Here is a 23627-nt window from a genome sequence, read left to right as displayed (position 1 = left end):
TGAGCAGGTGATTTCAGTGAAGAGCGTGTTTCATCACAATGAGGCTCCCAGATGAGCATTTCTCGCACTGGTCGCGTTTGGGGTGGTTACGACTCTGGCGTTTCACCTGGTCAACGCGGTGCGCAGCCGCTCGGGGTCGGTCGTCGGCGCGTCGCAGGTAAAGTTACGGCAAACGTACGCGGCCGGTCCACCGTCGACCAGGGGCCGGTCGGCGAGCAACGGCAGCTCGTCACTCTCCGCCACCCCGAAGGCGACCACCGCCCCGGGCGCGGTCCCCAGAAGTGCCGTACGGTGCAAGGCTTTTGCACCTTCGTCGCCGAGCGAGGGGCCTACGACGGCGACCTCGCGCGGCCCGTCGAGATACGCCTCGGCGACGGCCAGCCCCCACCCGATGAACCGCGGCACGCGCGGTCCGAGCGCCTTCACGACCCCCAACGCCCGTTCGGCGGCGGTGCGATGGGGCTCGGCACCGGTCTGCGCGGCATAGCTCAGCAGCGCGCCCGCGGCGGCGGTCCAGCCGGACGGGGCGGCGTTGTCGGTCGGATCCTGCGGCCGCCGGATCAACTGCTCGGCATCGGCGGCGGTGTCGTACAGGGCCCCCGACTCGTCGACGAACCCGGCGAGAACATGGTCGAGCAGGAACCCGGCGAACTCCAGCCAGACCCCCTCCCCCGTGACCGAGGCGAGCGCGAGGAAGCCCTCGGCCACATCGGCGTAGTCCTCCAACACCCCGACGTTGGCCCCGACTTGGCCGTCCTTGCTGGTGCGGGCGAGCTTGGCGTGCTCGTCGAGATGCAGGCGTACGAGGAGATCGGCGGCGGAGACGGCGGCCTCGACCAGGTCGGGGCGGTCGAAGTAGGCGCCGGTCTCGGCGAGCGCGGCGATCGCGAGGCCGTTCCAGGCGGCGACCACCTTGTCGTCGCGGCCGGGCGCGGGCCGCTGCGAACGGGCGTCCAGGAGACGGCTCTTCACGGACTCGATCTTCTCGGCATCGAAGACCCCTTCGCTCTGCGGGAGTTGAAGAACGGACTGCCCCTCTTCGAAGGTGCCGTCCTCGGTCACGCCGAAGTACTGGGCGGCGAGTTCGGCATCCGCCGCTCCGAGGACCTCGGTGAGCTGCTCTGGCGTCCAGACGTAGTAGGCACCCTCGACGTGCTTACCGGTCCCGTCGTCACTGTCGGCGTCGAGGGCGGAGGCGAACCCGCCCTCGTTCGTACGGAGTTCACGCACGAGGAAGTCGGCGGTCTCGACGGCGACGCGCCGGGCCAGCTCGGAACCGGTGCTGCGCCACAGGTGGGCGTAGACCCGGCAGAGCAGGGCGTTGTCGTACAGCATCTTCTCGAAGTGCGGGACGACCCAGTCACGGTCGACGGAGTAACGGGCGAACCCGCCCGCGAGTTGGTCATAGATCCCGCCGCGGGCCATCCGCTCGCAGGTGTCCCGGGCCATCTCCAGGGCGCCCTCGGAGCCGGTGCGGGCGTGATGGCGGAGCAGGAACTCCAGTGCCATGGACGGCGGGAACTTGGGCGCGCCGCCGAATCCGCCGCGCTGCGGGTCGTACTCCCGCGTGAGCCCGAGGAGTGCGCCGGACAGCTCCTCCTCGCCGGGGGCCTCGGTGCCGCCGTAGTCGATCTGCCGCTGGGACAGATCCCGCGTGATCTTCCCGGCGACCTCGGCGACCTCGTCCCGCCGATCGGTCCACGCACTGCGCACCCCCTCCAGCACCTGCCGGAAGGAGGGCATGCCGTGGCGGGGCGCGGGCGGGAAGTAGGTCCCGAAGTAGAAGGGCTCGGCATCCGGCGTCAGAAACACGGTCATGGGCCAGCCGCCCTGACCGGTGGCCGCCTGGACGGCCTCCATGTAGACGGCGTCGACGTCGGGTCGTTCCTCGCGGTCGACCTTGACGCTGACGAAATTCTCGTTGAGGTAGTCGGCGGTGGGCTGGTCCTCGAAGGACTCGTGGGCCATGACGTGGCACCAGTGACAACTGCTGTACCCGACGCTGAGCAGCACCGGCCGGTTCGTCCTCCGCGCCTCGTCGAAGGCCTCGGGCGACCAGGGCCACCAGTCGACGGGGTTGTCGGCGTGCTGGAGCAGATACGGGGAGGTCTCATGGGCCAGTCGGTTCACGCCCCTCACCCTCTCACGTCGCTCACCGGCGGCCCGGCACAGGACAGTAGGCTGAGCCGAGCAGCACCGGAACCTTCGGGCATCCTCTGAGGAGGTACGCCATGACCGCCGAGATGGTCGTGCCCGCCTGGATGCACACGCAGATCAGCGCGGAGCAGTACGTCTCCTGGTCCGAGGAGCCGTGCGCCGGCATCGAGATCGTGGACGGGATGGTCGTGGTGGGCCCGAGTGCGTCCAAGCGACACACCCGGCTGGCCCGAATCCTGGCCAATGCCCTGGACGACGCCGCAGGCCCGGACTGGAACGCCGACACGGACTTCGATGTCCGTCTTCAGGACGTTCCGCTCACCAACCGGCGTCCGGATGTCGCCGTGTACCGGGCGGAGACCATCGATGTCACGCCCACCCGCCCCGAACACGTACTCCTGGTCGTCGAGGTCGTATCGCCCGGCTCCGAGACCACGGACCGGATGGTGAAGGTGGACCAGTACGCCAAGGCCGGCGTCCCCTTCTACTGGCGTGTCGAGCAGGCCGCCACCGGTGTCCCGATCGTCTGCACGTACGTTCTCGACCCTGCCACGAAGGCGTATCGGGACGGCGAGATGTTCACCGGTGTGATCAAGGCTGCCGCGCCTTTCGCCGTGACCGTCGACCTGGGATCCGTCTGACGAGCGGCGTTCCCTCCGCTTCCGCTTCCTCACCGCGAACGATCGATCGTCACGGTGCATGGTCGATCGTCACGGCCAACGGTTGATCGTCGCCCTCTCGCGCTCCCGCCTCCCCCGAAGGACACTCATAGGCAAGGAAGTTGCCGCCGGAGGGGGACGTGACATGCGGGACAGCCATCGGACCGATGCCGAGCGGCTGTTGGCTCGGGCCGTGGAGGAGGAGGTGCGGCGCTCCGGCGGGCGCACCGACGGGCAGGTGCTGCTGGCGCGGTCCCGGGCCGCTCTGGACGCGATGGCCCAGACGGCGGCCGAGGAGTACCAGGCCTATACGGGGGCGCTGGACGAGGCCGCGGCCGGACAGGTCAGCTTCGGGCAACGGTACGCCAGGGAGGGTGGGTCAACTCCCCTGCTGGTGGCGGGCGTTGCCGCGGTCGCCGCCGTGGTGGCCGACCTGGCCCTCGGTACCGACACGGGTACGGCGTTCGGCGCCGGGGTGACCGTCGGCGTCGTCGGTGCCGCGGCGACCGTCGTGAAGGTGACCGCCTCCCATCTGCCCGCCGCGCATCACCGCGCCGGGGCCGCGAGCCAGCCCGGTGGCCCCGAGCAGCTGCGGTTGCAGTGGCTGACGGCGTTGGAGGTGCGGGGCATCCGGCCGTTCCTGGACCAGCAGCGGGTGCTCGCCGCCTCCACCGGGCCGACGAAGAAGCCGGGTCCGCAGTTGCGCGGTGCGGACAAGAGCGCGGCGGCGCGCAGGCGGAGTGTGCTGGAGCAGTCTTTCGGTCAACTTCCGGATGCCGTGGGCGCGTTCGCCGGTCGGCGGGTGGAGTTGGCCCGTATTCGGCAGTTGGTGCAGGCGGCTCGGGCGAGTACGGAGACCCGGCCGACCGTGGTCGTGCTGCACGGTGCGCCGGGTTCGGGGCGCACCAGCCTCGCGGTGCGGGCCGCGCACGATCTGCGGGACCACTTCCGCGGTGCCTGCGTGGTGGACCTGCGCGGCGACAGCCCGGGCGAGCCGCCGCTGCCCACCCGTGACGCCCTGCTGCACCTGCTCAACCGGCTCGGCGCACCCCGCGAGCAACTGCTCTTCCGCGAACGCTCCTCCCCCGACCAACAGGTCAAGCGGCTGGGCGAGTTGTACCACCAGCAGCTGACCGGCCTCCCGGTGACGATCGTCCTCGACGACGCCTCCGACGTCGCGCAGGTGGCCACCCTGGTGCCCGAGCGCTCGGACAGCCTGGTCGTGGTCACCGCCCGCAAGCCCCTCGACCTGCCCGCCGAACTGGCCGCCTGGGTCCACCAGTTGCCGGTGGAGCCGCTGGACGCGGCGGGCTCGGAGGAACTGCTGGGCGCGGCGGCACAGGACGGTTCGGAGCCGTACGACGCCGAATCCGACGAGCGGATCAGGGAGTTGTGCGGCGGGCTGCCGCTGGCCCTGCGGATCGCGGGCTCGTCCCTCGGCCCGCGTTCACCCCGTCAACTGGCCACGGACCTCGGCGCGTACGGTCCGGTGGAGCCGGTCGAGCGGGCGCTGTGGCTGCGCTACACCGACCAGTCGGACCAGGGCCGCAGGCTGTTGCGCCGACTCGCACTGGCCGGCCGGGCCTCGCTCGGCGCGGCGGCGGCGGCCGCCCTGCTGGCCACCGACGACACGGAGGCCACCCGCCAACTGGACGCCCTGTCCCGGGCGGGCCTCATCGACCACGTCCGCGGCACCCGCTACCGCCTGCACGACCTGGTCCGCGCCTTCGCCCAGGCCCGCCTCCTCGACGAGGAGGAACCCTCGGAACGTACGGCCGCGCAGGAACGGTTGATCGTGAACTACGGCGAACTCGCCGACTCCGTCCTGCGGTTGGTCGACGGCAACATGTCGACGCGCTCGGACCGCTTCGGCCCGCACGGCTTCACCTCGCTCGACGAGGCGCTGCGCTGGCTGGACGACGAGTCGAGCTTCATCACCTCGACACTGCGGCACGCGGAGGGCGTCGACCAGGGCGCCGTACTGAATCTGCTGGGCGCGCTGTGCGACTACTGCCTGCTGCGCGGCGACCTCTACCGCCTCGGTGAGATCAGCGAGTTGGCGCAGGCGGTCGACCAGGGGCTGCTGCTGCGCTCGGTGCAGTGGCGCACCGGTATCGCGGCCCGGCAGCTCGGCGAACTCGACAAGGCGCGCACCACCCTCACCTCCGTCGTCGACCTCTACATGGAGGCCCATCACGACGCGGGCGCCGCACGCGCCCTGTGCTCGCTGGGCATCACCCTCCACCACCAGGGCAACCTCACCGAGGCCGCGGCGAAACTCCGCGAGGCCCTCGACCTCCAGGCCCCGCCCCAACTGGCCACGGACCGCGCCTGGACCATGCACGCGCTGGCCGCCGTGGAACGCGACCGCGGCCGACTCCCCGAAGCCATGCGGCTGTTGACCGAATCCCTGGTCCTGCACCACGCCGGCGAATCCGTCCACGGCGAGGCCTGGGCCCACTTCCAGCTCGGCCAACTCGGCCTGCGCATGGGCGACATCCCCCGCGCCGAGTCCGAACTCACCACCGCCCTCGGCCTCTACGGCCGCACCCGCGACGCCCGCGGCGAGGCCTGGGCCCTGACCCAGCTGGCCCGCGCCCGACTCGTCGCCGGCGACCCGTCCCCCGCGGTCGACGGCCTGCGCCAGGCAGCCGCCCGGCACCGCGACAACGAGGACGCCCGCGGCGAGGCCTGGACCGTCTACTACCTGGGCCAGGCCCTGGAGGAGACCGGCAACCTCGACCTAGCGGTACGCGAGCTGGAACGCTCCCGCACGATGTTCTCCCGCATGCGCGACGTCTACGGCCTCGCCTGCGCCCGGCACCACTCGGCACGCGTCACCCGCGACCAGCGCGCCGCGCAGACCGGTTCGCTGCGCAACTCCGGCTTCGCTCGCCAGCTCCTCGTCGACGCCCGCGCCGACTTCCAGCGCATCGGCGTCGCCCACGGCGAGGCCTGGACCTGCCTGGAACTCGCGGTCGTCGACGCGGGCAACGCCCGTACCCCACAGGCACTGACACTGTGCGACGAGGCCCTGAGCCTGTTCACCTCGTACGGCGACCACCGCGGCGAGGACTGGGCCCACTTCCTGCGCGCCACGCTCCTGCCGTACGCGGCCCCCGGCGGGGTCGAGGTCGGCACGGCCGTCGCCCAGGAGGAACTGGCCCAGCTGTCCCGCACCGGCAACCCGTACCGCGACGAGAAACTCCACGACTACGTGGAGGCGTACCAGCTGCTGCTGGAGCGGGGCGTGAACCTGGAGGCGGGCTGGCAGGCGTGGCGGCTGGGCATGGTGCCGAGCCGGCATGCGCGCGAGGTGATGGGGGTGGCGGTGTCCGGCACCCCCTGACCTCCCCCGGCCTCCCCGGACCGGCCGGGTCAGCCCCGCTTGGCCTTGGGCTCGGCAGGGGCGGACCCGGAGCCGGCCTTCGATTCCGCCGTCGATTCCGCGGTCGACTCGGCCCTCGGGTCCGCGCCCTCCTTGAAGTCGACCTTGTTCATCTGCTTGCTCATGGACTTCATCAGGCCCCAGACGGCCAGGGCCATCACCGCGAACACGATGAAGCCGAGGACGCCGGGGGTGACCTTGTTCTCGTCGACCTCGGCGAGGGGGACCAGGTGCGTCATTGCCAGGGCTGCGCTTGAGCTCATGTCAGGCATTGTCGCGGATGCCCGCAAAGAGGTCGTCCTCGGGGAGGGAGCTGGCGACGAGGGACTTCGCGAGCTCGTACTCCTCTGTCGGCCAGACCTCCTTCTGGAGTTCCAGCGGCACCCGGAACCAACCACCGTCGGGGTCGATCTGCGTGGCGTGCGCGAGCAGCGCCTTGTCCCGGATCTCGAAGAACTCGGCGCAGGGGATGTGCGTGGTGAGCGTGCGCTCGGTGTGTCCCGACTCGTTCCAGCGCTTGAGCCACTCCTCGTACGGCGACTCCAGGCCGCGCGCCAGCAGCGCGTGGTGCAGGGCCTCGGTGCGCTGCCGGTTGAAGCCCTGGTTGTAGTACAGCTTCTGCGGCTCGTACGCCGGGCCGTACTCCGACTCCGGATACTTCTCGGTGTCCGTCGCGCCCTCGAACGCCACCATCGAGATCTTGTGGGTCATGATGTGGTCGGGGTGCGGGTAACCGCCGTTCTCGTCATAGGTGGTGATCACCTGCGGACGGAACGAACGGATCTGCTTCACCAGCTCACCGGCCGCCTTGTCGACGTCCTCCAGCGCGAAGCAGCCCTCGGGCAGCGGCGGCAGCGGGTCGCCCTCGGGCAGCCCCGAGTCCACGAAACCGAGCCACTCCTGCTTGATGCCGAGGATCTCGCGGGCCTCGTCCATCTCCTTCTTGCGCACCTCGTGGATGTGCTCCTCGATGTACGAGTCGCCCTGGAGCTTCGGGTTGAGGATGGAGCCGCGCTCCCCGCCCGTGCAGGTCACGACCAGCACGTCCACCCCCTCGGACACGTACTTCGCCATGGTGGCCGCGCCCTTGCTCGACTCGTCGTCGGGGTGCGCGTGGACGGCCATCAGTCGCAGCTGGTCAGTCAAGACTCAATCCTCAGTAGGTCGGCGCCCCGGTGTATTGGGGTGCGATCGGCGCTTCTATAGTGACCGAATCCGGGGGCGAATAATTCCGGGGGCCCGCTTCTACGGCCCCTTGCCGAGAGGACGATCATGAGTACGGCGAGTACGCGACTGCCCGAGGGCCGTTACGGCCGCTCGTCGGACGAGCGTGCCGACCACAAGCTCAGGATCGCCGGTGCCGTCTGCGCGGCGGCCGTGCTCGCCCTGGTCGGCTATTTCGCCTACCACTATGTCGTCGAGGCCAAGATCAGCGCCGAGGTGATCACCTTCCAGGCCTCGGGCAACGAGGTCAAGGTGCATCTGGAGGTCCACAAGGACTCCGGGACCACGGGCTACTGCACCCTGCGCTCCCAGGCCGCCGACCAGTCCGAGGTGGGCCGCGCCGACTTCCACTTCGGCGGCTCGGCGACCAGCATCGACAAGGTCGTCACCCTGCGTACGACGGCCAGGGGCACCACCGCCGAACTGCTCGGCTGCCACTCCGACTGACGTCACCCTCGTTACGTAGGCGCTGACCAGCGTTGACGTATATCTGACGGCTTATGTCCTCCCCCTGACGCCGTTGAATTGTTAGGCTCGTGGTTTCGCCCTTCCATGAAGGAACATTCTTCTGGGTAGGGCGATGCTTTGTATTCCCAGTACCTACGAGGAGCACCTGTGACCCAGACCAGCGAAGACGTCACCTGGCTCACGCAGGAGGCGTACACCAAGCTCAAGGACGAGCTGGAGTACCTGTCTGGTCCCGCGCGCGCCGAGATCACCGTGAAGATCGCGGCCGCTCGCGAGGAGGGCGACCTGCGCGAGAACGGCGGGTACCACGCGGCCAAGGAGGAGCAGGGCAAGCAGGAGCTCCGCATCCGCCAGCTGACCCAGCTGCTGGAGAAGGCCAAGGTCGGCGAGGCCCCGGCATCGACGGACGGCGCGGTCGCGCCCGGCATGGTCGTGACGATCGCCTTCGACGGCGACGAGGACGACACGACGACCTTCCTGCTGGCCTCGCGCGAGTACGCGAGCGCCGACATCGAGACCTACTCGCCGCAGTCCCCGCTGGGCTCCGGCGTGCTGGGCCACAAGGTCGGCGAGGTGGCGCAGTACGAGCTGCCCAACGGCAAGAAGGCCTCGGTGACGATCCTCAAGGCCGACCCGTACAACGGCTGACCCGCGAACAACGGCTGACCCGCGAAAGCGGTCCATCGCCTTCGACGAGCCCCCGGCGACCTTGTGGCGCCGGGGGTTTCGTCATGCTCGGGCAGGCGCCTCGCGTGCCTTCTCAGGCCGTGGCCGAGCGGTACTTCCGCACCGCCAGCGTCCGGAATATGAGGATGATCAGCAGCGAGTAGATCAGTGAGGCCCACACCGGGTGCACCATGGGCCAGGCGTCGGAGGGCGACTGTCCCGGGTTGGCGAAGAGCACCCGGCAGGCCTGCACGGTGGCGCTGAAGGGGTTCCACTCGGCGATGTGGCGCAGCCACGGGGTCATGTTGCTGGTGTCCACGAAGGCGTTCGAGATGAACGTCACCGGGAAGAGCCAGATCAGCCCGCCAGAGGTGGCCGCCTCGGGCGTACGGACGGTGAGCCCGATCAGGGCGCCGATCCAGGTGAACGCGTACCCGAGCAGAAGCAGCAGCCCGAAGGCACCGAGCACCTTGCCGGCGTTGGTGCCCCCGTCCGATCCGACCCGCCAGCCGACGAGCAGGGCGACTATCGCGAGCACCAGCAGGGTCAGCGCGGTCTGCACGAGGTCCGCGAGCGTCCGCCCGGTCAGCACCGCACCGCGCGCCATGGGCAGCGAACGGAACCGGTCGATGAGGCCCTTGTGCATGTCGTCGGCGATGCCCGCGCCGGAGCTTGCGGTGGCGAAGGTGACGGTCTGCGCGAAGATGCCCGCCATCAGGAAGTTCTTGTAGTCGGTGGCGCTGGTGCTGCCGCCGATCTGCATGGAACCGCCGAAGACGTAGGTGAACAGCACCACGAACATGATGGGTTGAATGAGCCCGAAAATTACCATTTCGGGAATTCGGGACATTCTGATCAAGTTCCGCTTGGCGACGACCAGTGAATCGTGCACGGACTGGCCCAGCGCGCTGCTCGGCGCCGCGATCGGCGCGGCATCGGTGACGGCACTCACTTCGCGGCCTCCTTCTTCTGCTTGCGGTCCTTGGGGGGCTGGTTCGCTTCCGTGCCGTTCTCCTCGGCCTTCTCCTCGGCCAGGTGGCCCGTCAGAGACAGGAAGACGTCGTCGAGGGTGGGGCGGCGCAGGCCGATGTCGTCGATCTCGATGCCGCGGGAGTCGAGCTCGCGGATCACCTCGGCGAGGAGCTTCGCGCCGCCGGTGACGGGGACGGTGAGCTTGCGGGTGTGCTCCTCGACGGTGGTGTCGCCCTTGCCGAAGCCGAGGAGGACCTCGGAGGCGATCGCGATGTGGTCGCGCTCGTGCACGACGACCTCGACGCGCTCGCCGCCGGTGCGGGCCTTGAGCTGGTCGGAGGTGCCGCGGGCGATGACGCGACCGTGGTCGACCACCGCGATGTCGTGCGCGAGGTGGTCGGCCTCCTCCAGATACTGGGTGGTCAGCAGGAGTGTCGTACCGCCGGAGACGAGCTGCTTGATGACCTCCCACAGCATCTGGCGGTTGCGCGGGTCGAGGCCGGTGGTCGGCTCGTCCATGAACATGACCGGCGGGGAGACCACGAGCGCCGCCGCCAGGTCGAGCCGACGGCGCATGCCTCCGGAGTAGGTCTTGGCCGTGCGGTCGGCGGCGTCCGCGAGGTTGAACTGGTCGAGCAGCTGGTCGGCCCGGGCCTTCGCGGCCGTGGCCTTCATCTGGTAGAGCTGGCCGACCATTTGAAGGTTCTCCCGGCCGGTCAGGTATTCGTCGACCGCGGCGAACTGGCCCGAGAGGCCGATGGAGCGCCGTACCTCGTTGGGCTGCTTGAGCACGTCGAGGCCGGCGACGAGCAGCTTGCCGCTGTCGGGGCGCAGCAGGGTGGTCAGACAGCGGACGGCGGTCGTCTTGCCCGCGCCGTTGGGCCCGAGCAGGCCCAGCACGGTGCCCTCGGGGACATCGAGGTCGACGCCGTCCAGAGCTTTCACATCGCCGAAGGTTTTCACCAGGCCTTCGGCATAGATGGCGCCTGGCATATCAGTCTCCACGTCGTCGGGGATTCTTTGAAAAGCCTAGGTATGTGTCTTTTGTTCTGCCCGTGGGAGCGGCAGGCTTTCGCCGGCGGGCGACACGAGACACACCATAACGCGATGTATCGCGTCTCTCAACAGATTTTCTCGAACGAGTGACAGGGCAGGGGACGGGAGGCGCGGGAACAGCCTCTGACCTCAGTCGATGACCGTGTAGCCCGCGTCGCGCAGGGCGTGGCCGACCTCGGCGCAGTGCACCGGACCCTTCGTCTCCAGATGCAGCTCGACCTCCGCCTCCGTGAGCCCGAGCCGCGGATCGGTCCGGACGTGACTCACATCGAGGACGTTAGCGTCCACCACTGACAACACCCCGAGAAGCGTCGCGAGGGCCCCCGGCCGGTCCGTCAGCCGCAGCGTCACGGCCAGGTAGCGGCCCTGCGCTGACATGCCGTGGCGCAGGATGCGGTTGAGCAGCAGCGGGTCGACGTTCCCGCCGGACAGCAGCGCCACGACCGGTCCCTCGAAGCCCCGCGGATCGCTCAGCAGCGCCGCGACCGGGCTGGCACCGGCCGGCTCGACGACCAGCTTGGCCCGCTCCAGGCACAGCAGCAGCGCGGCGGACAGCTCGTCCTCGCTGACCGTGCGGACCTCGTCCACCAGATCGGCGACGATCCCGAACGGCACCTCGCCGGGGCAGCCGACCTTGATGCCGTCGGCCATCGTCGCCGGGTTCTTGATCGGCACCGGGCGACCGGCCGCCAGCGAGGGCGGGAACGCCGCCGCGCCGGCCGCCTGGACGCCCACGATGCGCACGTCGGGCCGCAGCGCCTTCACGGCGACCGCGACACCGGCCGCGAGCCCGCCGCCGCCGATACCGACGACGATCGTGCGCACCTCGGGGCACTGGTCCAGGATCTCCAGGCCCACCGTGCCCTGGCCCGCGATGATGTCCGGGTGGTCGAAGGGGTGGATGAACACCGCGCCCGTCTCATGGGCGTACTCCTGCGCGGCGGCCAGTGTCTCGTCGACCACGTGGCCGTGCAGGCGCACCTCCGCGCCGTACTCCTTGGTGGCGCTGATCTTCGGCAGGGGCGCGCCCTTGGGCATGAACACCGTGGAGCGCACGCCCAGGAGTGCGGAGGCGAGGGCGACTCCCTGGGCATGGTTTCCGGCGCTCGCGGCGACGACACCGGCGGCGCGCTCCTCGGGGAGCAGTCCGGCGATACGGACGTAGGCGCCGCGGAGCTTGAACGAGCCGGTCCGCTGGAGGTTCTCGCACTTGAAGTGCACCGGCGAGCCGACGAGCTGGGTCAGGTGCCTGCTGCCTTCCATCGCGGTCACCCGCGCCACGCCCGTGAGCATCTTCTGGGCGCCGCGCACATCGTCGAGGGTGACGGGTCGCAAGGAGTCAGCCGTGCTGTAGCTCATGACTCAAGCATCGCAGTTCACAGGCGCACGCCACGGCTGTGACCAAGCTCCGAGACTGGTTTGCGCAGCGCCGGTACGGGCCGCCTTCCATCCGCGTACCCTGTCCCCCAACCCAGCACCCCCTTCATGAAGCGAGCCCCCGGCCATGCCCACAACACCTGAAATGTCGATGGACATGACGACCGTCGGTGAACCCGGTCTCCTCGACACGCTGCAGCACGAGGTGGCGGTGTTCGCGCGCCGTGCCGAACAGACCCGGCTCGGCGGAGTCGGACAGGTGCGCAACTCCATGGACCGCGCCGCGTATCTGCTGCTCAACCGCCTGGACAAGGAAGGTCCGATGGGCGTCAAGGCGCTCGCCGCGAGCATGGGGATCGACTCCTCGACGGTCACCCGGCAGGTGGCCCCGCTCGTCGACACCGGGCTCGTCAAGCGCACCTCGCACCCCGAGGACGGCCGCGCGGTGGTACTGCAGCTGTCCCCGCGCGGGCAGTCGCGGCTGGAGGAAGTCCGGTCGTCCAGGCGTCAGTTGATGGACGAGCTGACACACGACTGGGCGCCGGAGGAGCGCGAGGTGTTCTGCGCGCTCCTCACACGCTTCAACAGCGCCCTCTCCGCGCGGATGGCGGTCCCGGGCAACGAGCCGCCGTCCGCTTCCTGACCGCCGGCTTCCTGATCCGGGCACACCGCGCGTGGTGCCCGACTCCCGCCCCCTTCGTACCGAACTCTTGACCTCGCGGCGGCCCTGGCCTCATATGAAACCGGGTCCTTCAGGGGGGAGGCTGCGCGGTGCGAGAACGGCAGGCGTCCCAAGGCGCCCGCCGGGCCCGGGAGTTCGAGGCGTTCGTCGCGGGCGCGGCAGGGCGGCTGCTGCATGCCGCCACGCTGCTGACCGCGGAGGCCCCGGACGACAACCCGCGCGCGCGGCGCCTGTTGACGCTGTCCCTGGCCCACACCTACGCGTGCTGGGACCGGCTGCGCGGCGAGGACCCGTACGACCGCGCCCGCCAGTACCTGGCCACCCGCTTCGCCCGCACGGCCTGGCACCAGTACGGCGGCCTCGGCCGGGCCCGCCCCCATCCCGGCAGCCCGCTGGGCGCGCTGGTGCCCCAGGAGCGGCTGATCGTCGTGCTCAGGTTGTACGAGGGGGTCGCCGAGGAACAGGCCGCCGCGCTGCTCGGCCTCTCCACGGAACGGGTCCGGGCGATCTGCGAGCGGTCGACGGCGACTTTGCTGCATCCGCCGCGCGGTCCGGCGCCGAAGGTGGCGGGGGCCGAGGTGGTGCCGTCATGAAGCCCACGAGGCCTGTGCGGCCGCGGAGCGGGGATACGCGCGCGTGAACAAGCCCGAGCGGGAGGCGACCGTACGGCAGCTCATGGAGCGGACTCCGCCGCAGGTGCCACCGGAGCTGTACGCGGACGTCCTGCGCCGCGGCGGCCGGATGCTGCGCCGCCGGAGGGCCGCGCGGCGGCTGATGTGGCTGCTGCTGTGGTCGGCGGTCGTGGCGTTCACCGTGTGGGCGCTGATGGTCCATCCCTGGGTGGAGCCGCCGTCGGAGACGACTCCACCGCTGACGGGTTGGTGAGACCGTCGGCCGACAGGTCCTAGCCCAGGGCCTGCTGCAGGTCCTCCAGGAGGTCCTGCACGTTCTCGATGCCCACGGAGAGGCGTACGAGGTCGCCGGGGACCTCCAGGGCCGAACCGGCCACGGACGCGTGCGTCATGCGCCCCGGGTGCTCGATCAGCGACTCGACGCCGCCCAGGGACTCGCCGAGCGTGAACACCTTGGCGCGGTTGCAGACCTCGACGGCCGCCTCCTCGCCGCCCTCGACCTGGAAGGAGACCATGCCGCCGAAGGACCGCATCTGCTTGGCGGCGACCTCGTGACCGGGGTGCTCCGGGAGTCCCGGGTAGAGAACGCGCGTCACGCGTGCGTGCCGGGTGAGCATCTCGGCGACCTTGGTGGCGTTCTCGCTGTGCCGGTCCATGCGCACCGACAGCGTCTTGGCGCCGCGCAGCACCAGCCAGGAGTCGAAGGGCCCGGCGACCGCACCCATCGCGTTCTGGTGGTACGCCAGTTCCTCGCCGAGCGTCTCGTCGGCCGCGATCAGCGCGCCGCCGACCACGTCCGAGTGACCGCCCATGTACTTGGTCAGGGAGTGCACGACCACGTCGGCGCCGAGGGCCAGCGGCTGCTGGAGGTAGGGCGTCGCGAAGGTGTTGTCGACGACGAGCTTCGCGCCCGCGTCCCGGGCGAGCTGCGCGACGACCGCGATGTCGGTGATGCCGAGCAGCGGGTTCGAGGGGGTCTCGACCCAGATGACCTTGGTCTTCGGGGTGATGGCGGCCCGTACCGACGCCGGGTCGCTGGTGTCGGCGACCGACCACTCGACGCCCCACCGGGAGACGACCTTCGCGAACAGCCGGAACGTGCCGCCGTACGCGTCGTTCGGGATGACGACGTGGTCGCCGGGGCTGAGCAGCGTACGCAACAGGCAGTCCTCGGCCGCCAGTCCGGACGCGAACGCGAGGCCGCGGCGGCCGCCCTCCAGGGCGGCGAGGTTCTCTTCCAGGGCGGTCCTGGTGGGGTTGGCGCTACGGCTGTACTCGTAGCCGCCGCGCAGACCGCCGACGCCGTCCTGCTTGTAGGTCGAGACCTGGTAGATCGGCGGGACGACCGCGCCGGTCAGGGGATCGGCGGTGTTGCCCGCGTGGATCGCGAGGGTCTCGAAGTGCTGACTGATGTGCCTGTCGCTCATGAGCCCCGAGCGTAGTGCGCCTGCGGGGTGGACGACGATCCGGAGGTTTTCCACAGGGTCGCGGGGGCAGGGCGGCGGCGGTGTTCCCCGGTGTCGAGGGGCGGTGCGGCGGCGGTTTTCCACAGGGCGGTGGACCGGGTTCGCCAATTGTCGGACGCGTCTGGTTCGCTTGTGGCATGGAGATTCTCTGGGTCCTGATGGCGCTGGTCATGATGGGCTTCGTGCTGGTCCCGTTCCTGCGGCGCAGGCGCGGGGCGATCGAGCAGGTCTCGCCGGGCCACCCGGACGCCGCGGACCCGGCGACCTACGGCTTCGCGCCCGAGGAGGAGCTGGACATCCGCATGCCCGGCCCCGACCAGGACCTGCTGGACGTCCTCGACCTGGTGCAGCGCACGCAGGACTACCGCGCGGCGATGCAGTTGCTGGCCGGCACGGAGATCACGGGCGAGTTGCGCTGGCAGCGCGTGCAGGCCTTCGCGGGCGCCGCCTCGCTGGAGTTGCAGCAGCGGCCCGGCGGGGTCAGCGAGACGCCGGGCGGGCAGTGGCTGCGGGTGTGGCGGCTGGAGCACCCGAAGGACGCGGGCGGCGCGGCCGTCCACGCGGAGTTCCTGGTGCAGCAGGCGTGGCGTACGTCGACGCGGGGGACGGACGAGTTCCGGATCATCATGGAGGAGGCACGGGACGCCTGCGGGCAGGCGGCGCTCCTCTCCCCCGGTGACCCGGTCCCGTACATCGTCGAGCTGTCGGTGGCGCGCGGACTGACGTATCCGCAGCCGGAGTTCGAGCAGATGTGGCTGAAGATCCTGGACCGCGCTCCGGCCCACATGGGGGCGCATCTGGCGGCCCTGCACTACTGGTGCGAGAAGTGGCACGGTTCGCGCGCGCTGGCGAACTCGTTCGCGGAGGCGGCCGCCGCGCGGGCCCCGCAGGGGTCCCTCCTCGCCGCGATGCCGCTCTTCGCGGTCTTCGAGCACCTCCCCGAGGTGAACCTGGTCAGCAGCTTCTACCAGAGCGAGGTCGTGGAGAAGGCGATCCACGGCGCGCTCTTCGCCGTCCACGCGGCCCGTCCCGACGACCCGATGCTGGCGCACGTCCGCCATCTCCTGGTCTTCTTCCTGGTCCGCGCGGAGCGTTGGTCCGAGGCGATGAACCAGCTCATACACATCGACGGCCACGTCGGGGCGCTTCCCTGGACCCTGTCCCCGGACCCGGCTGGGGAGTTCGCGGTCTACCGGGCGCTCGCGGTGGCGGGGTACGAGGCGAACGGCGGGAGTCCGGCGAGCCTGCCGCGCTGAGTGCGAAGTGCTGCGCTGAGTGCCGGGTGCCGCATCGGGTGCCAGGTGTCGAGCGCTGGGCGCCGGGGCGGTCGTACACGAAACGGGTCGTACTGACAGGAAGGTGGAATTCTCGGAGGGGCTCGCCCGTTCACGAGGTGCGGACCCTCGTTGTGGCCCGATTGGAGATCGTATGTTCCTGCACAGTCGTACGCCCCAACTGCCGTCCCCCGAACAGGCTTTGCAGGGTCGGCCGGAGCGGGTGTTCACGGTCCCCGATCGCCACGCTGTTCTCGGCGGCCCGTTGCTCGGTCCGTACCCCGAGCACTTGCAGGTCGCCGACTTCGGACTGGGGTGCTTCTGGGGTGCGGAGCGCACGTTCTGGCGGCTCCCGGTGGGGGTGTGGACGACGCTGGTCGGTTACCAGGGCGGGTACACCGAGAACCCGACGTACGAGGAGGTCTGCTCGGGCCTGACCGGTCACACGGAGGCGGTCCGCGTGGTCTACGACCCGAAGCTGATCTCGTACGAGCGGCTCCTGAAGACGTTCTGGGAGTCGCACAACCCGACGCAGGGCTTCCGTCAGGGCGGCGATGTGGGTACGCAGTACCGCTCGGCGATCTACACCCACACCCCCGAGCAGGCCGCCGCGGCGGAAGCGTCCCGCGCCGCCTACCAGCGGGTCCTCACGGGCTCGCGCTACGGCACGATCAGCACGGAGGTACTCCCGGCGCAGGGGCGGGAGTTCTATCCGGCCGAGGGGTACCACCAGCAGTACCTCGAAAAGAATCCGGCGGGCTACTGCGGGATCGGCGGCACCGGAGTGTCCTGCCCGATAGGCGTGGCGCCGACCGATGGCTGACGGCTCCGCGCCCACCGCGCAGCAGGCGTTCACGTCATTGATGCGGGCGCGGATCGCTCCCGGTCTGCGTGCGCTCGGCTTCAAGGGTTCGGGGCAGACGTACGAACTGCCCCACCTGGAGACCTGGGCGCTCATCGGCTTCCAGAAGGCCGCGCGCACCACGGCGGGGCAGGTCGAGTTCACGCTCAACGTGACCGTGGCCGACAAGCTCGGCTGGGCCCAGGCCCGCAGACGCGAGCCACACCTGCCCGCCCGCCCCAGCCCTAACACCGTGTACGGGCCCGCGGCCTGGCACAGCCACATAGGCCGACTCCTCCCCGCGGACCGCGACACCTGGTGGACCATCTCGGCCACGACCGACCCGGAGCCGGTTGCCCGTGGGGTCATCAGCGCGGTGACGGAGTATGCGTTGCCTGCCATTCGGGAGCGGCGGCGCTCATGAGGGGCGGCTGCTGTCCGCCGTAGCGAACGGCAGTCGCAGGTGAACGGCCGTCGAAAACCGGTGGCTTTGTGTGTCGCTCGGCCCGCACCCTGTACGCCATGGAAGAACCGCAGCGCGGAATCCGTGCGGTCCACTCGGAGTCCACGATCACCGTCTACCAGGCGTATCCCCCGGACATCGGCCTGCCCGCCGCCCGCGAGGGCCGCTTTCCCGCCGCGTGGAAGCGGGACCGGATGACATGGATCAAGCCGTCGTTCCTGTGGATGATGTACCGCTGCGGCTGGGGCGCGAAGGCGGGGCAGGAGACCGTCCTCGCTGTCGAGATCAGTCGTGACGGCTTCGAGTGGGCGCTGCGACACGCGTGTCTGTCGAGTTACGTCAGCGGGGTGCATCCCGACCGGGCCGCCTGGCAGCGTGAGTTGAAGCATGCGCCCGCTCGCGTGCAGTGGGACCCGGAGCGGGATCTGCGCCTGCAACCGCTGCCCTACCGTGCCCTGCAACTCGGTCTGTCCGGTGAGGCCGTGCGCCGGTACGCGGACGAGTGGGCGGTGGCCATCCGGGACGTGACACCGCTCGCCCATGAGATCCGGGCGCTCGTCAGCGGTGGTGACCTGGACTCCGCCGCCCGACTGCTGCCCCGGGAACGACCGTACCCACTTGGAGACGGACCGGACGGACTCCTTGCCCACCTGCAGGGATGACGGATGAGCACCGGCGACGACGGTCCCCCGGAGCGAACAGCGCCGGTGCCGCTACGCTCCCGTGTCGTGCAGCAGACGCGTCTCGACACCGCCCGGATCCGGGCCGCTCGCCGGGTGATCGACCCGGTGTTTCTCGACACGCCGCTGTACCGCTGCGAGGCGTTGGAGCCCGGTCTCGGGTGTGCGGTGAGTATCAAGCTCGAAACGGCGAACCCGGTGCGCAGTTTCAAGGGGCGCGGCACCGAGGTGGTCGCGAGTCTGCTGGCCGAGCAGGGTCCGCGGGCCGTGGTGTGTGCCAGTGCGGGCAACCTCGGTCAGGCCCTCGCCTGGTCCGGTCGTGGCCGGGGGCTCGATGTGACCGTCGTGGCGTCACGCTTCGCGACCGTGGCCAAGCTCGACCGCATCCGTGCGCTGGGCGCCACGCTGGAACTGGTGGACGGCGACCACGAGTTGGCGCGGGAGCGGGCGGCGGACATCGCGCGGTACGACGGTATCCGGCTGGTCGAGGACAGCCTGGACCTCGAGACCTGCGAGGGCGCGGCGACCATCGGCCTGGAACTGCTGGAGCCAAAAGGACAACAGGCTGAACAGACGGAACTGGCCGAACTGGCCGAACTGGCCGAACCGGCCGAACTGACGGGCACCGCGCCGCCGTTCGACACCGTCCTGATCGCTCTCGGCGGTGGGGCGATGGCCACCGGCGTGGGGCATGTGATGAAGGCCCTGGCGCCCGGCGTCGAGGTGATTTGTGTGCAGCCGCTGGGCGCACCCGCGATGACGCGCTCGTGGCACAGCCGGCGCGTCGTCACCACCGACTCGACCGACACCATCGCCGACGGCGTCGCCGGCCGGCGCCCCATCCCGGCCGTCCTGGACGATCTCCTGTTGGTCGCCGACGATGCCGTCCTGGTGCGCGAGGAGTCGATCATCGCCGGTATGCGGATGCTCCTCGACCACGCCGGCCTCGTCGTCGAACCGTCGGCCGCGCTCGGCATCGCGGCGGTCCTGGAAGACCGTGACCGTTTCGCGGGCCGGCATGTGGTCACCATCGTGTGCGGCAGCAATGTCGACGTGGACGCCTATCACCGCTGGATCGGCTGTCACCGCTGAGTCGGCGCGGCTCCCCTCCCGCACAGAGCCTGACCATTGCCCGCCCGACTCCCGACGCCCGACTCCCGACGCCCGATGCGCGTCGTGAAAGGCTGCAACGTGACCCACTACTTGCGCTTCTTCTTCGAGGCCGGCGTAGACACCCCGTTGTGGCCGGACGACATGGACAGTCCCTACGGCTACCCCTGCGAGGTCGAGCGCCTGCCGATCACCCCGGCCACCCGGGCCGAGCTGACGAGGCTGAGCGACTGGTACCAGTCGTCGATCGACTGGGACTATCCGCCGAACCCGTCCCCGTGGTCCGACGAAGAGCTGCAGCTGTTCACACAGCGGGCGCAGGCCGCGCTGGAGGCGCTGCGCCGTGAGTTGGGCACCGGCTGGGTGGTCCGGGACGAGAGCCTGTTGTAGCCGCCGTTCCCTCTCGCCGTGTCAAGCATTTCGACCTCGTTCACAAAGACCGGCGGCCACCCCAGCAACGCCCTACGATCCCGCGCATGTTGATGCGTCGCGCACTACGGATGATCATCGTGCTCGCTGTGGCTCTCGCCGGAGCGATCGGGGGTGGGGTGGGGACTGCGCAGGCCGAGGGGAACCGGGGCTCGGGCGGCTCGTACGATCGGCAGTTGCTGTTCTACAACCACTCCTTCGGCGTCTTCGACCGGGAGACCGCCGACGCCATCGAGCACTCCGACTACCTGCGGGAGTTCGCCAACTTCCAGGTCCGCACCACAACCGGTAGCGGCGGCCAGACCTGGACCGGCCGCTATCTGATGGGCCGCGAGACCTACCTGGAACTGCTCGGCATCGGTGACGTCCCCGGACAGGACGGGACGCTCGGCTCCGCCGGGCTGGGCCTCTCGGTGGAACGCGCGGGCGAACTGGCGACGGTCAAGGAACGGCTGAAGGCCGAGGGGGTCGCCGAACCCATCGACTTCCTCCAGACCAAGGACTTCGGTGACGGTGTCCCCGTGCCGTGGTTCGACGCAGTCCTCACCGACACCCAGTACGACGCCTTCGATGCCTGGGGGATGGAGTACCGGGCGGAGTACTTCGCCGATCCGCGCAGCAACACCGAGCCGCCGAGTTTCCCCGGTGACGTCGGCCGGGAGCGCTACCTCTCCGACGACTACCGCACCCACCTCATGCGGGACGTGACCGCCGTCCGGATCGCGGTCACCGCGGGCGACCTCGGCGACACCGTGCCGCTGCTGCGGGCCGGCGGGTTCAGCGTCCGGACCGTGACGGGCGGGGGCGTCGTCGCGGAGGGCGGCGGCACCACGATCCGGCTCGACGTCGTACCCCGGGAACAAACGGGATACCGGCAGGTCGACATGTCCCTCAACCGGCCCGTGAAGGACCGGCACGTGGAGCGGATCGGCAACTCGACCCTCACCGTCGGCCCCGGCAGCCGTGCGGTGTGGACGTTCGCCGAGAACGGCACCACCGCCCGCTAGACAACACGTGCGCCCCCTTCCGCCGAAGGAAGGGGGCGCACGCCTCTGGATGCCGTACCGCTACGGTCCGGGACCGCCTCGGCGTCAGCCCTCCGCGCGGGCCGGCAGCCGCCACCCCGGCCGCGGGAAGTGGCAGGTGTAGCCGTCCGGGTACCGCTGGAGGTAGTCCTGGTGCTCCGGCTCGGCCTCCCAGAAGGGGCCGACCGGCTCCACCTCGGTGACGACCTTGCCCGGCCACAGGCCCGACGCGTCCACGTCCGCGATCGTGTCCTCGGCCACGCGCTTCTGCTCGTCGTCGACGTAGTAGATCGCCGAGCGGTAGCTGAGGCCTATGTCGTTGCCCTGGCGGTTCTTGGTGCTCGGGTCGTGGATCTGGAAGAAGAACTCCAGGAGCGCGCGGTAGTCGGTCTGCTCCGGGTCGTAGAGGATCTCGATGGCCTCCGCGTGCGTGCCGTGGTTACGGTACGTCGCGTTCGGCACGTCTCCCCCGGTGTAGCCGACCCGGGTCGCGGTCACGCCCGGGAGTCGGCGGACCAGCTCCTCCATCCCCCAGAAGCATCCGCCCGCAAGCACGGCCCTCTGCGTCTGCGCAGCCATCGCGACCCTCCAATTTCCGTCAGCTCGATCACTCGGGCAGCTGGGTCGGCTCGGTCACTCGGCTCGTACGCCGCCGGCCTCCCTTACCCAGTGTGCTCAACGCATGAGGGCCCCGCGCGATTCCGCGCCCGGCGACCTGCTCACCTCCCCCGCCTCACCTCCGCCCCTCCTCCCCTACGCCCCCGGCGCCCGGAAGCCGCCGATCCGCTCCTCCAGCAGTTCCGCCAGCCGCAGCGGGGTCCGGTCCTCGAACATCGGCCCGACGATCTGCACCCCCACCGGCAGCCCCTCCGGCGACCGCCCCGCCGGTACGGCCGTGGCCGGCAGCCCGGGCATGGTGGCCAGGCCGGCCCACACGAGCTGGTCGAGGTAGGGATACTCCACGCCGTCGATGTCGAGTCGGCGTGCCATCAGGTCGGGGTCGTGGTCGTGCGGGAACGCGGGAGTCGGCGTGACGGGACACACCACGGCGTCGAACTCGCCGAAGAGCTGCCGCCAGCCGCGCCGGTGGAGCTCACGGCGATGGTTCGCCCGGATCCAGTCCCGGTGGCTGAACACCATGCCGCGCAGCCGCGCCGCGTCGAGGCTGTGGTCGTCCGCGCTCAGTCCGGCGGCGCGGGTGCGGAAGTACTCGTACGCCTCGACGGGAAAACCCGCGGCGGCGCCCGAGAAGTGCAACTGCGCGTAGATCAGCGCGGCTTCGGTCAGGTCGGGCAGTAGCGGGGTGTGCCGTTCGACGCGGGCGCCGGCGTCGGCGAGCGCGTCGGCCACCCGGTTCACGCCCGCCCGCACCGCGGCCCCGGTCGCGATGAGCGGATGCTCGTCGAGGACCAGGACGCGGAAGTCGCCGAGCCGCTCGTGGCGCGCGGGTGGCAGCGTCACGTCGTACGCCACGCCGTGGGTCAGCGGGTCCGGTCCGGCCATGACGTCGAGCAGGAGCGTGAGGTCGCGGGCCGTGCGCGCCATCGGACCGACGACGGCGAGGTCGGATTCGACCGGGAGGGCCTGCGCGGTCGGCGGGACCATGCCGCGGCTCGCCGCAAGACCGAGCGTCGGCTTGTGCGCGTAGACACCGCAGAAGTGCGCGGGCGTGCGCAGCGAACCCCCGATGTCGGATCCGATGGACAGCGCGCCGAACCCGGACGCCAGGGCCGCCGCCGACCCGCCGGAGGATCCTCCCGACGTACGGCCGTGATCCCAGGGGTTGTTGGTGGTGCCGTAGATCTCGTTGAAGCTCTGCACGTCCTGGAGGCTCAGCGGCACATTGGTCTTGCCGAGCAGCACCGCACCGGCCGCCTTGAGCCGTGACACCTGTACCGCGTCCTGGGCCGGCAGATGGCTCCGGTGCGTCGGCATGCCCCAGGTCGTGGGCAGCCCGGCGATGTCGTACGACTCCTTGACCGTCACCGGAATGCCGAGCAGCGGCCGGTCCTCGCCTCGGGCGCGGGCCCGGTCGGCGGCGTGTGCGGCGGCCCGGGCGCGGTCGAAGTCCGGCACGCAGATCGCGTTGATCGCCTTGTCGTGCCGCTCGATACGGGTGATCGCCTCGTCGGTCAGTTCCGCCGAGGTCACCTCGCCGGCGCGCAGGGCGGTGGCGAGCTCTTCGGCCGTCGGGAAACTCCACGGATTCTGCTTCATGGATCCGACCGTAACGACCGTGGGGAGGGGCCACGAAATGCCGCTTCGCGCAACGGAGTTGACGTGCCGGGTCCAGGGCCTGTCCGGGCGGCCGACGCGTGGGTGCCGCTGCTCAGCGCCTCGTCTCGTACCTGCTCAGGACCACGCCGCCGGGAAGTGTCCGGGTCTCCACCAGGTTCAGGTTCACCCAGCTGTCCAGGGCGGCGAAGAACGGTGTGCCGCTGCCCACCAGGACCGGATGGGTGGCGATCGCGTACTCGTCGATCAGCCCGGCGCGCATGGCCGCCCCGCCGAGTGTCGCGCCGCCGATGTTCATCGGGCCGCCGTCCTCGGCCTTGAGCCGGGTGATCTCGGCGATCGCGTCGCCGGTGACCAGGCGGGTGTTCCAGTCGACCTTGTCGATCGTCGAGGAGAACACCACCTTCGGCGTGTCCCGCCAGTTCCGCGCGAACTCGATCTCCGCCGGGGTGGCGCCCGGCTGCTGGTCGCCGGTCGGCCAGTAGGAGCTCATCGTCTGCCACAGCTTGCGCCCGTACAGCGTCAGGTCACTCGCCTGCTCGTGGCCGAGCCACCACTGGAACAGCTCCTCGCTCGGCGGTCCGCTCCAGCCGATGTCGTCGCCGGCCGTGGCGATGTAGCCGTCCAGGGTCAGGTTCATGCCGTAGATCAGTTTCCGCATGGCTCAGCCTTCCGTCCGTGGGCTCCGGCGGGTGGACCGGCGCGGCGCGGGAAACTCATCGGTGCGCGATCCGGGCTCGCCGGCCGCCCTCGTGCTCGGGGCTCAGCGTGGTGTACCCGGCCGACTCGGACAAGCCGACATGACGTCCCGATCGAGGCGGGC

24 protein-coding genes are annotated in these 23627 nt (G+C 70.3%); 14 read left to right on the top strand and 10 right to left on the bottom strand.

What is annotated here, in order from left to right; translation table 11 throughout:
- Positions 1–102: 102 nt before the first annotated feature.
- A complete protein-coding gene (locus tag OG588_RS31840) occupies positions 103–2130 on the bottom strand; it encodes a thioredoxin domain-containing protein (protein ID WP_405950260.1) in 2028 nt (675 codons plus the stop codon).
- A 101-nt stretch (positions 2131–2231) separates the two neighbouring features.
- Here OG588_RS31840 and OG588_RS31835 point away from each other — a divergent pair, with 101 nt between their 5' ends.
- Together OG588_RS31835 and OG588_RS31830 are read left to right on the top strand one after the other, a co-directional pair.
- On the top strand, positions 2232–2798 hold the full coding sequence (locus OG588_RS31835; RefSeq protein WP_405950259.1) for a Uma2 family endonuclease: 567 nt from the start codon (positions 2232–2234) through the stop codon (positions 2796–2798).
- A 163-nt stretch (positions 2799–2961) separates the two neighbouring features.
- A complete protein-coding gene (locus OG588_RS31830) occupies positions 2962–6165 on the top strand; it encodes a tetratricopeptide repeat protein (RefSeq protein ID WP_405950258.1) in 3204 nt (1067 codons plus the stop codon).
- A gap of 29 nt (positions 6166–6194) precedes the next feature.
- Here OG588_RS31830 and OG588_RS31825 read toward each other — a convergent pair whose 3' ends face one another.
- The gene (locus OG588_RS31825; RefSeq protein WP_026150232.1) at positions 6195–6476 is read right to left on the bottom strand and encodes a hypothetical protein; all 282 of its coding nucleotides are present in this window, start codon (positions 6474–6476) and stop codon (positions 6195–6197) included.
- Positions 6469–7329, bottom strand: a complete 861-nt coding sequence (gene mca / locus OG588_RS31820) for a mycothiol conjugate amidase Mca (protein WP_405953259.1) — start codon at positions 7327–7329, stop codon at positions 6469–6471. The genes OG588_RS31825 and mca overlap by 8 nt, the downstream gene beginning before the upstream one ends.
- A gap of 147 nt (positions 7330–7476) precedes the next feature.
- Here mca and OG588_RS31815 point away from each other — a divergent pair, with 147 nt between their 5' ends.
- Positions 7477–7875 carry a DUF4307 domain-containing protein gene (locus OG588_RS31815; protein ID WP_405950257.1) on the top strand — a complete coding sequence of 133 codons (399 nt, stop codon included), beginning with the start codon at positions 7477–7479 and terminating at the stop codon, positions 7873–7875.
- Between the two features lie 168 nt (positions 7876–8043).
- Positions 8044–8544, top strand: a complete 501-nt coding sequence (gene greA / locus OG588_RS31810) for a transcription elongation factor GreA (protein ID WP_019055844.1) — start codon at positions 8044–8046, stop codon at positions 8542–8544.
- A gap of 112 nt (positions 8545–8656) precedes the next feature.
- On the opposite strand, the gene OG588_RS31805 is transcribed toward greA, so the two are convergent.
- From OG588_RS31805 to ilvA, 3 genes are all read right to left on the bottom strand, one after another.
- Positions 8657–9514 (bottom strand): ABC transporter permease, encoded by an 858-nt coding sequence (locus OG588_RS31805; protein WP_365985178.1) that lies wholly within the window; start codon positions 9512–9514, stop codon positions 8657–8659.
- On the bottom strand, positions 9511–10527 hold the full coding sequence (locus OG588_RS31800) for an ATP-binding cassette domain-containing protein (RefSeq protein WP_405950256.1): 1017 nt from the start codon (positions 10525–10527) through the stop codon (positions 9511–9513). The genes OG588_RS31805 and OG588_RS31800 overlap by 4 nt, the downstream gene beginning before the upstream one ends.
- Before the next feature lie 192 nt (positions 10528–10719).
- Positions 10720–11949 (bottom strand): threonine ammonia-lyase, encoded by a 1230-nt coding sequence (ilvA, locus tag OG588_RS31795; protein WP_405950255.1) that lies wholly within the window; start codon positions 11947–11949, stop codon positions 10720–10722.
- A gap of 163 nt (positions 11950–12112) precedes the next feature.
- Between ilvA and OG588_RS31790 the strand changes: the two genes are divergently transcribed.
- From OG588_RS31790 to OG588_RS31780, 3 genes are all read left to right on the top strand, one after another.
- Entirely contained in the window at positions 12113–12610 is a 498-nt protein-coding gene (locus OG588_RS31790; protein ID WP_019055840.1) for a MarR family winged helix-turn-helix transcriptional regulator, read from the top strand.
- A 128-nt stretch (positions 12611–12738) separates the two neighbouring features.
- Positions 12739–13242: a sigma factor-like helix-turn-helix DNA-binding protein gene (locus tag OG588_RS31785; protein ID WP_019055839.1), complete on the top strand. Its 504-nt coding sequence runs from the start codon at positions 12739–12741 to the stop codon at positions 13240–13242.
- Positions 13243–13285: 43 nt separating this feature from the next.
- Positions 13286–13534 carry a hypothetical protein gene (locus OG588_RS31780; protein WP_405950254.1) on the top strand — a complete coding sequence of 83 codons (249 nt, stop codon included), beginning with the start codon at positions 13286–13288 and terminating at the stop codon, positions 13532–13534.
- A 19-nt stretch (positions 13535–13553) separates the two neighbouring features.
- On the opposite strand, the gene OG588_RS31775 is transcribed toward OG588_RS31780, so the two are convergent.
- Positions 13554–14708 carry a cystathionine gamma-synthase gene (locus OG588_RS31775; RefSeq protein ID WP_405950253.1) on the bottom strand — a complete coding sequence of 385 codons (1155 nt, stop codon included), beginning with the start codon at positions 14706–14708 and terminating at the stop codon, positions 13554–13556.
- Positions 14709–14884: 176 nt separating this feature from the next.
- Between OG588_RS31775 and OG588_RS31770 the strand changes: the two genes are divergently transcribed.
- From OG588_RS31770 to OG588_RS31740, 7 genes are all read left to right on the top strand, one after another.
- Positions 14885–16003 carry a hypothetical protein gene (locus OG588_RS31770; RefSeq protein WP_405950252.1) on the top strand — a complete coding sequence of 373 codons (1119 nt, stop codon included), beginning with the start codon at positions 14885–14887 and terminating at the stop codon, positions 16001–16003.
- A gap of 172 nt (positions 16004–16175) precedes the next feature.
- Positions 16176–16844 (top strand): peptide-methionine (S)-S-oxide reductase MsrA, encoded by a 669-nt coding sequence (msrA, locus tag OG588_RS31765; RefSeq protein ID WP_405950251.1) that lies wholly within the window; start codon positions 16176–16178, stop codon positions 16842–16844.
- Complete coding sequence (locus tag OG588_RS31760; protein WP_366096444.1) at positions 16837–17286, top strand: DUF4304 domain-containing protein; 450 nt, start codon at positions 16837–16839, stop codon at positions 17284–17286. The genes msrA (OG588_RS31765) and OG588_RS31760 overlap by 8 nt, the downstream gene beginning before the upstream one ends.
- Before the next feature lie 98 nt (positions 17287–17384).
- Positions 17385–17987, top strand: coding sequence for a DUF4291 domain-containing protein (locus OG588_RS31755; RefSeq protein ID WP_405950250.1), 603 nt, complete (start codon positions 17385–17387; stop codon positions 17985–17987).
- Between the two features lie 66 nt (positions 17988–18053).
- Positions 18054–19097, top strand: a complete 1044-nt coding sequence (locus OG588_RS31750) for a threonine/serine dehydratase (RefSeq protein WP_405950249.1) — start codon at positions 18054–18056, stop codon at positions 19095–19097.
- Positions 19098–19196: 99 nt separating this feature from the next.
- Positions 19197–19505 carry a hypothetical protein gene (locus OG588_RS31745; RefSeq protein ID WP_405950248.1) on the top strand — a complete coding sequence of 103 codons (309 nt, stop codon included), beginning with the start codon at positions 19197–19199 and terminating at the stop codon, positions 19503–19505.
- Between the two features lie 110 nt (positions 19506–19615).
- Positions 19616–20551 (top strand): DUF5829 family protein, encoded by a 936-nt coding sequence (locus OG588_RS31740; protein WP_405953258.1) that lies wholly within the window; start codon positions 19616–19618, stop codon positions 20549–20551.
- A gap of 84 nt (positions 20552–20635) precedes the next feature.
- Here the strand turns inward: OG588_RS31740 and msrA (OG588_RS31735) are convergent, their stop codons facing one another.
- The 3 genes from msrA (OG588_RS31735) to OG588_RS31725 all read right to left on the bottom strand — a co-directional run bounded on the left by msrA (OG588_RS31735) (position 20636) and on the right by OG588_RS31725 (position 23465).
- Positions 20636–21148 (bottom strand): peptide-methionine (S)-S-oxide reductase MsrA, encoded by a 513-nt coding sequence (msrA, locus tag OG588_RS31735; RefSeq protein WP_360079523.1) that lies wholly within the window; start codon positions 21146–21148, stop codon positions 20636–20638.
- A gap of 174 nt (positions 21149–21322) precedes the next feature.
- A complete protein-coding gene (locus OG588_RS31730; RefSeq protein WP_405950247.1) occupies positions 21323–22786 on the bottom strand; it encodes an amidase in 1464 nt (487 codons plus the stop codon).
- Positions 22787–22898: 112 nt separating this feature from the next.
- A complete protein-coding gene (locus OG588_RS31725) occupies positions 22899–23465 on the bottom strand; it encodes a dihydrofolate reductase family protein (RefSeq protein ID WP_405950246.1) in 567 nt (188 codons plus the stop codon).
- Positions 23466–23627: the final 162 nt, after the last annotated feature.

The organism is Streptomyces prunicolor (assembly GCF_045162825.1).
Taxonomy (GTDB): Bacteria; Actinomycetota; Actinomycetes; order Streptomycetales; family Streptomycetaceae; genus Streptomyces; species Streptomyces prunicolor.
This window is presented reverse-complemented; position numbering and strand designations above follow the sequence as displayed.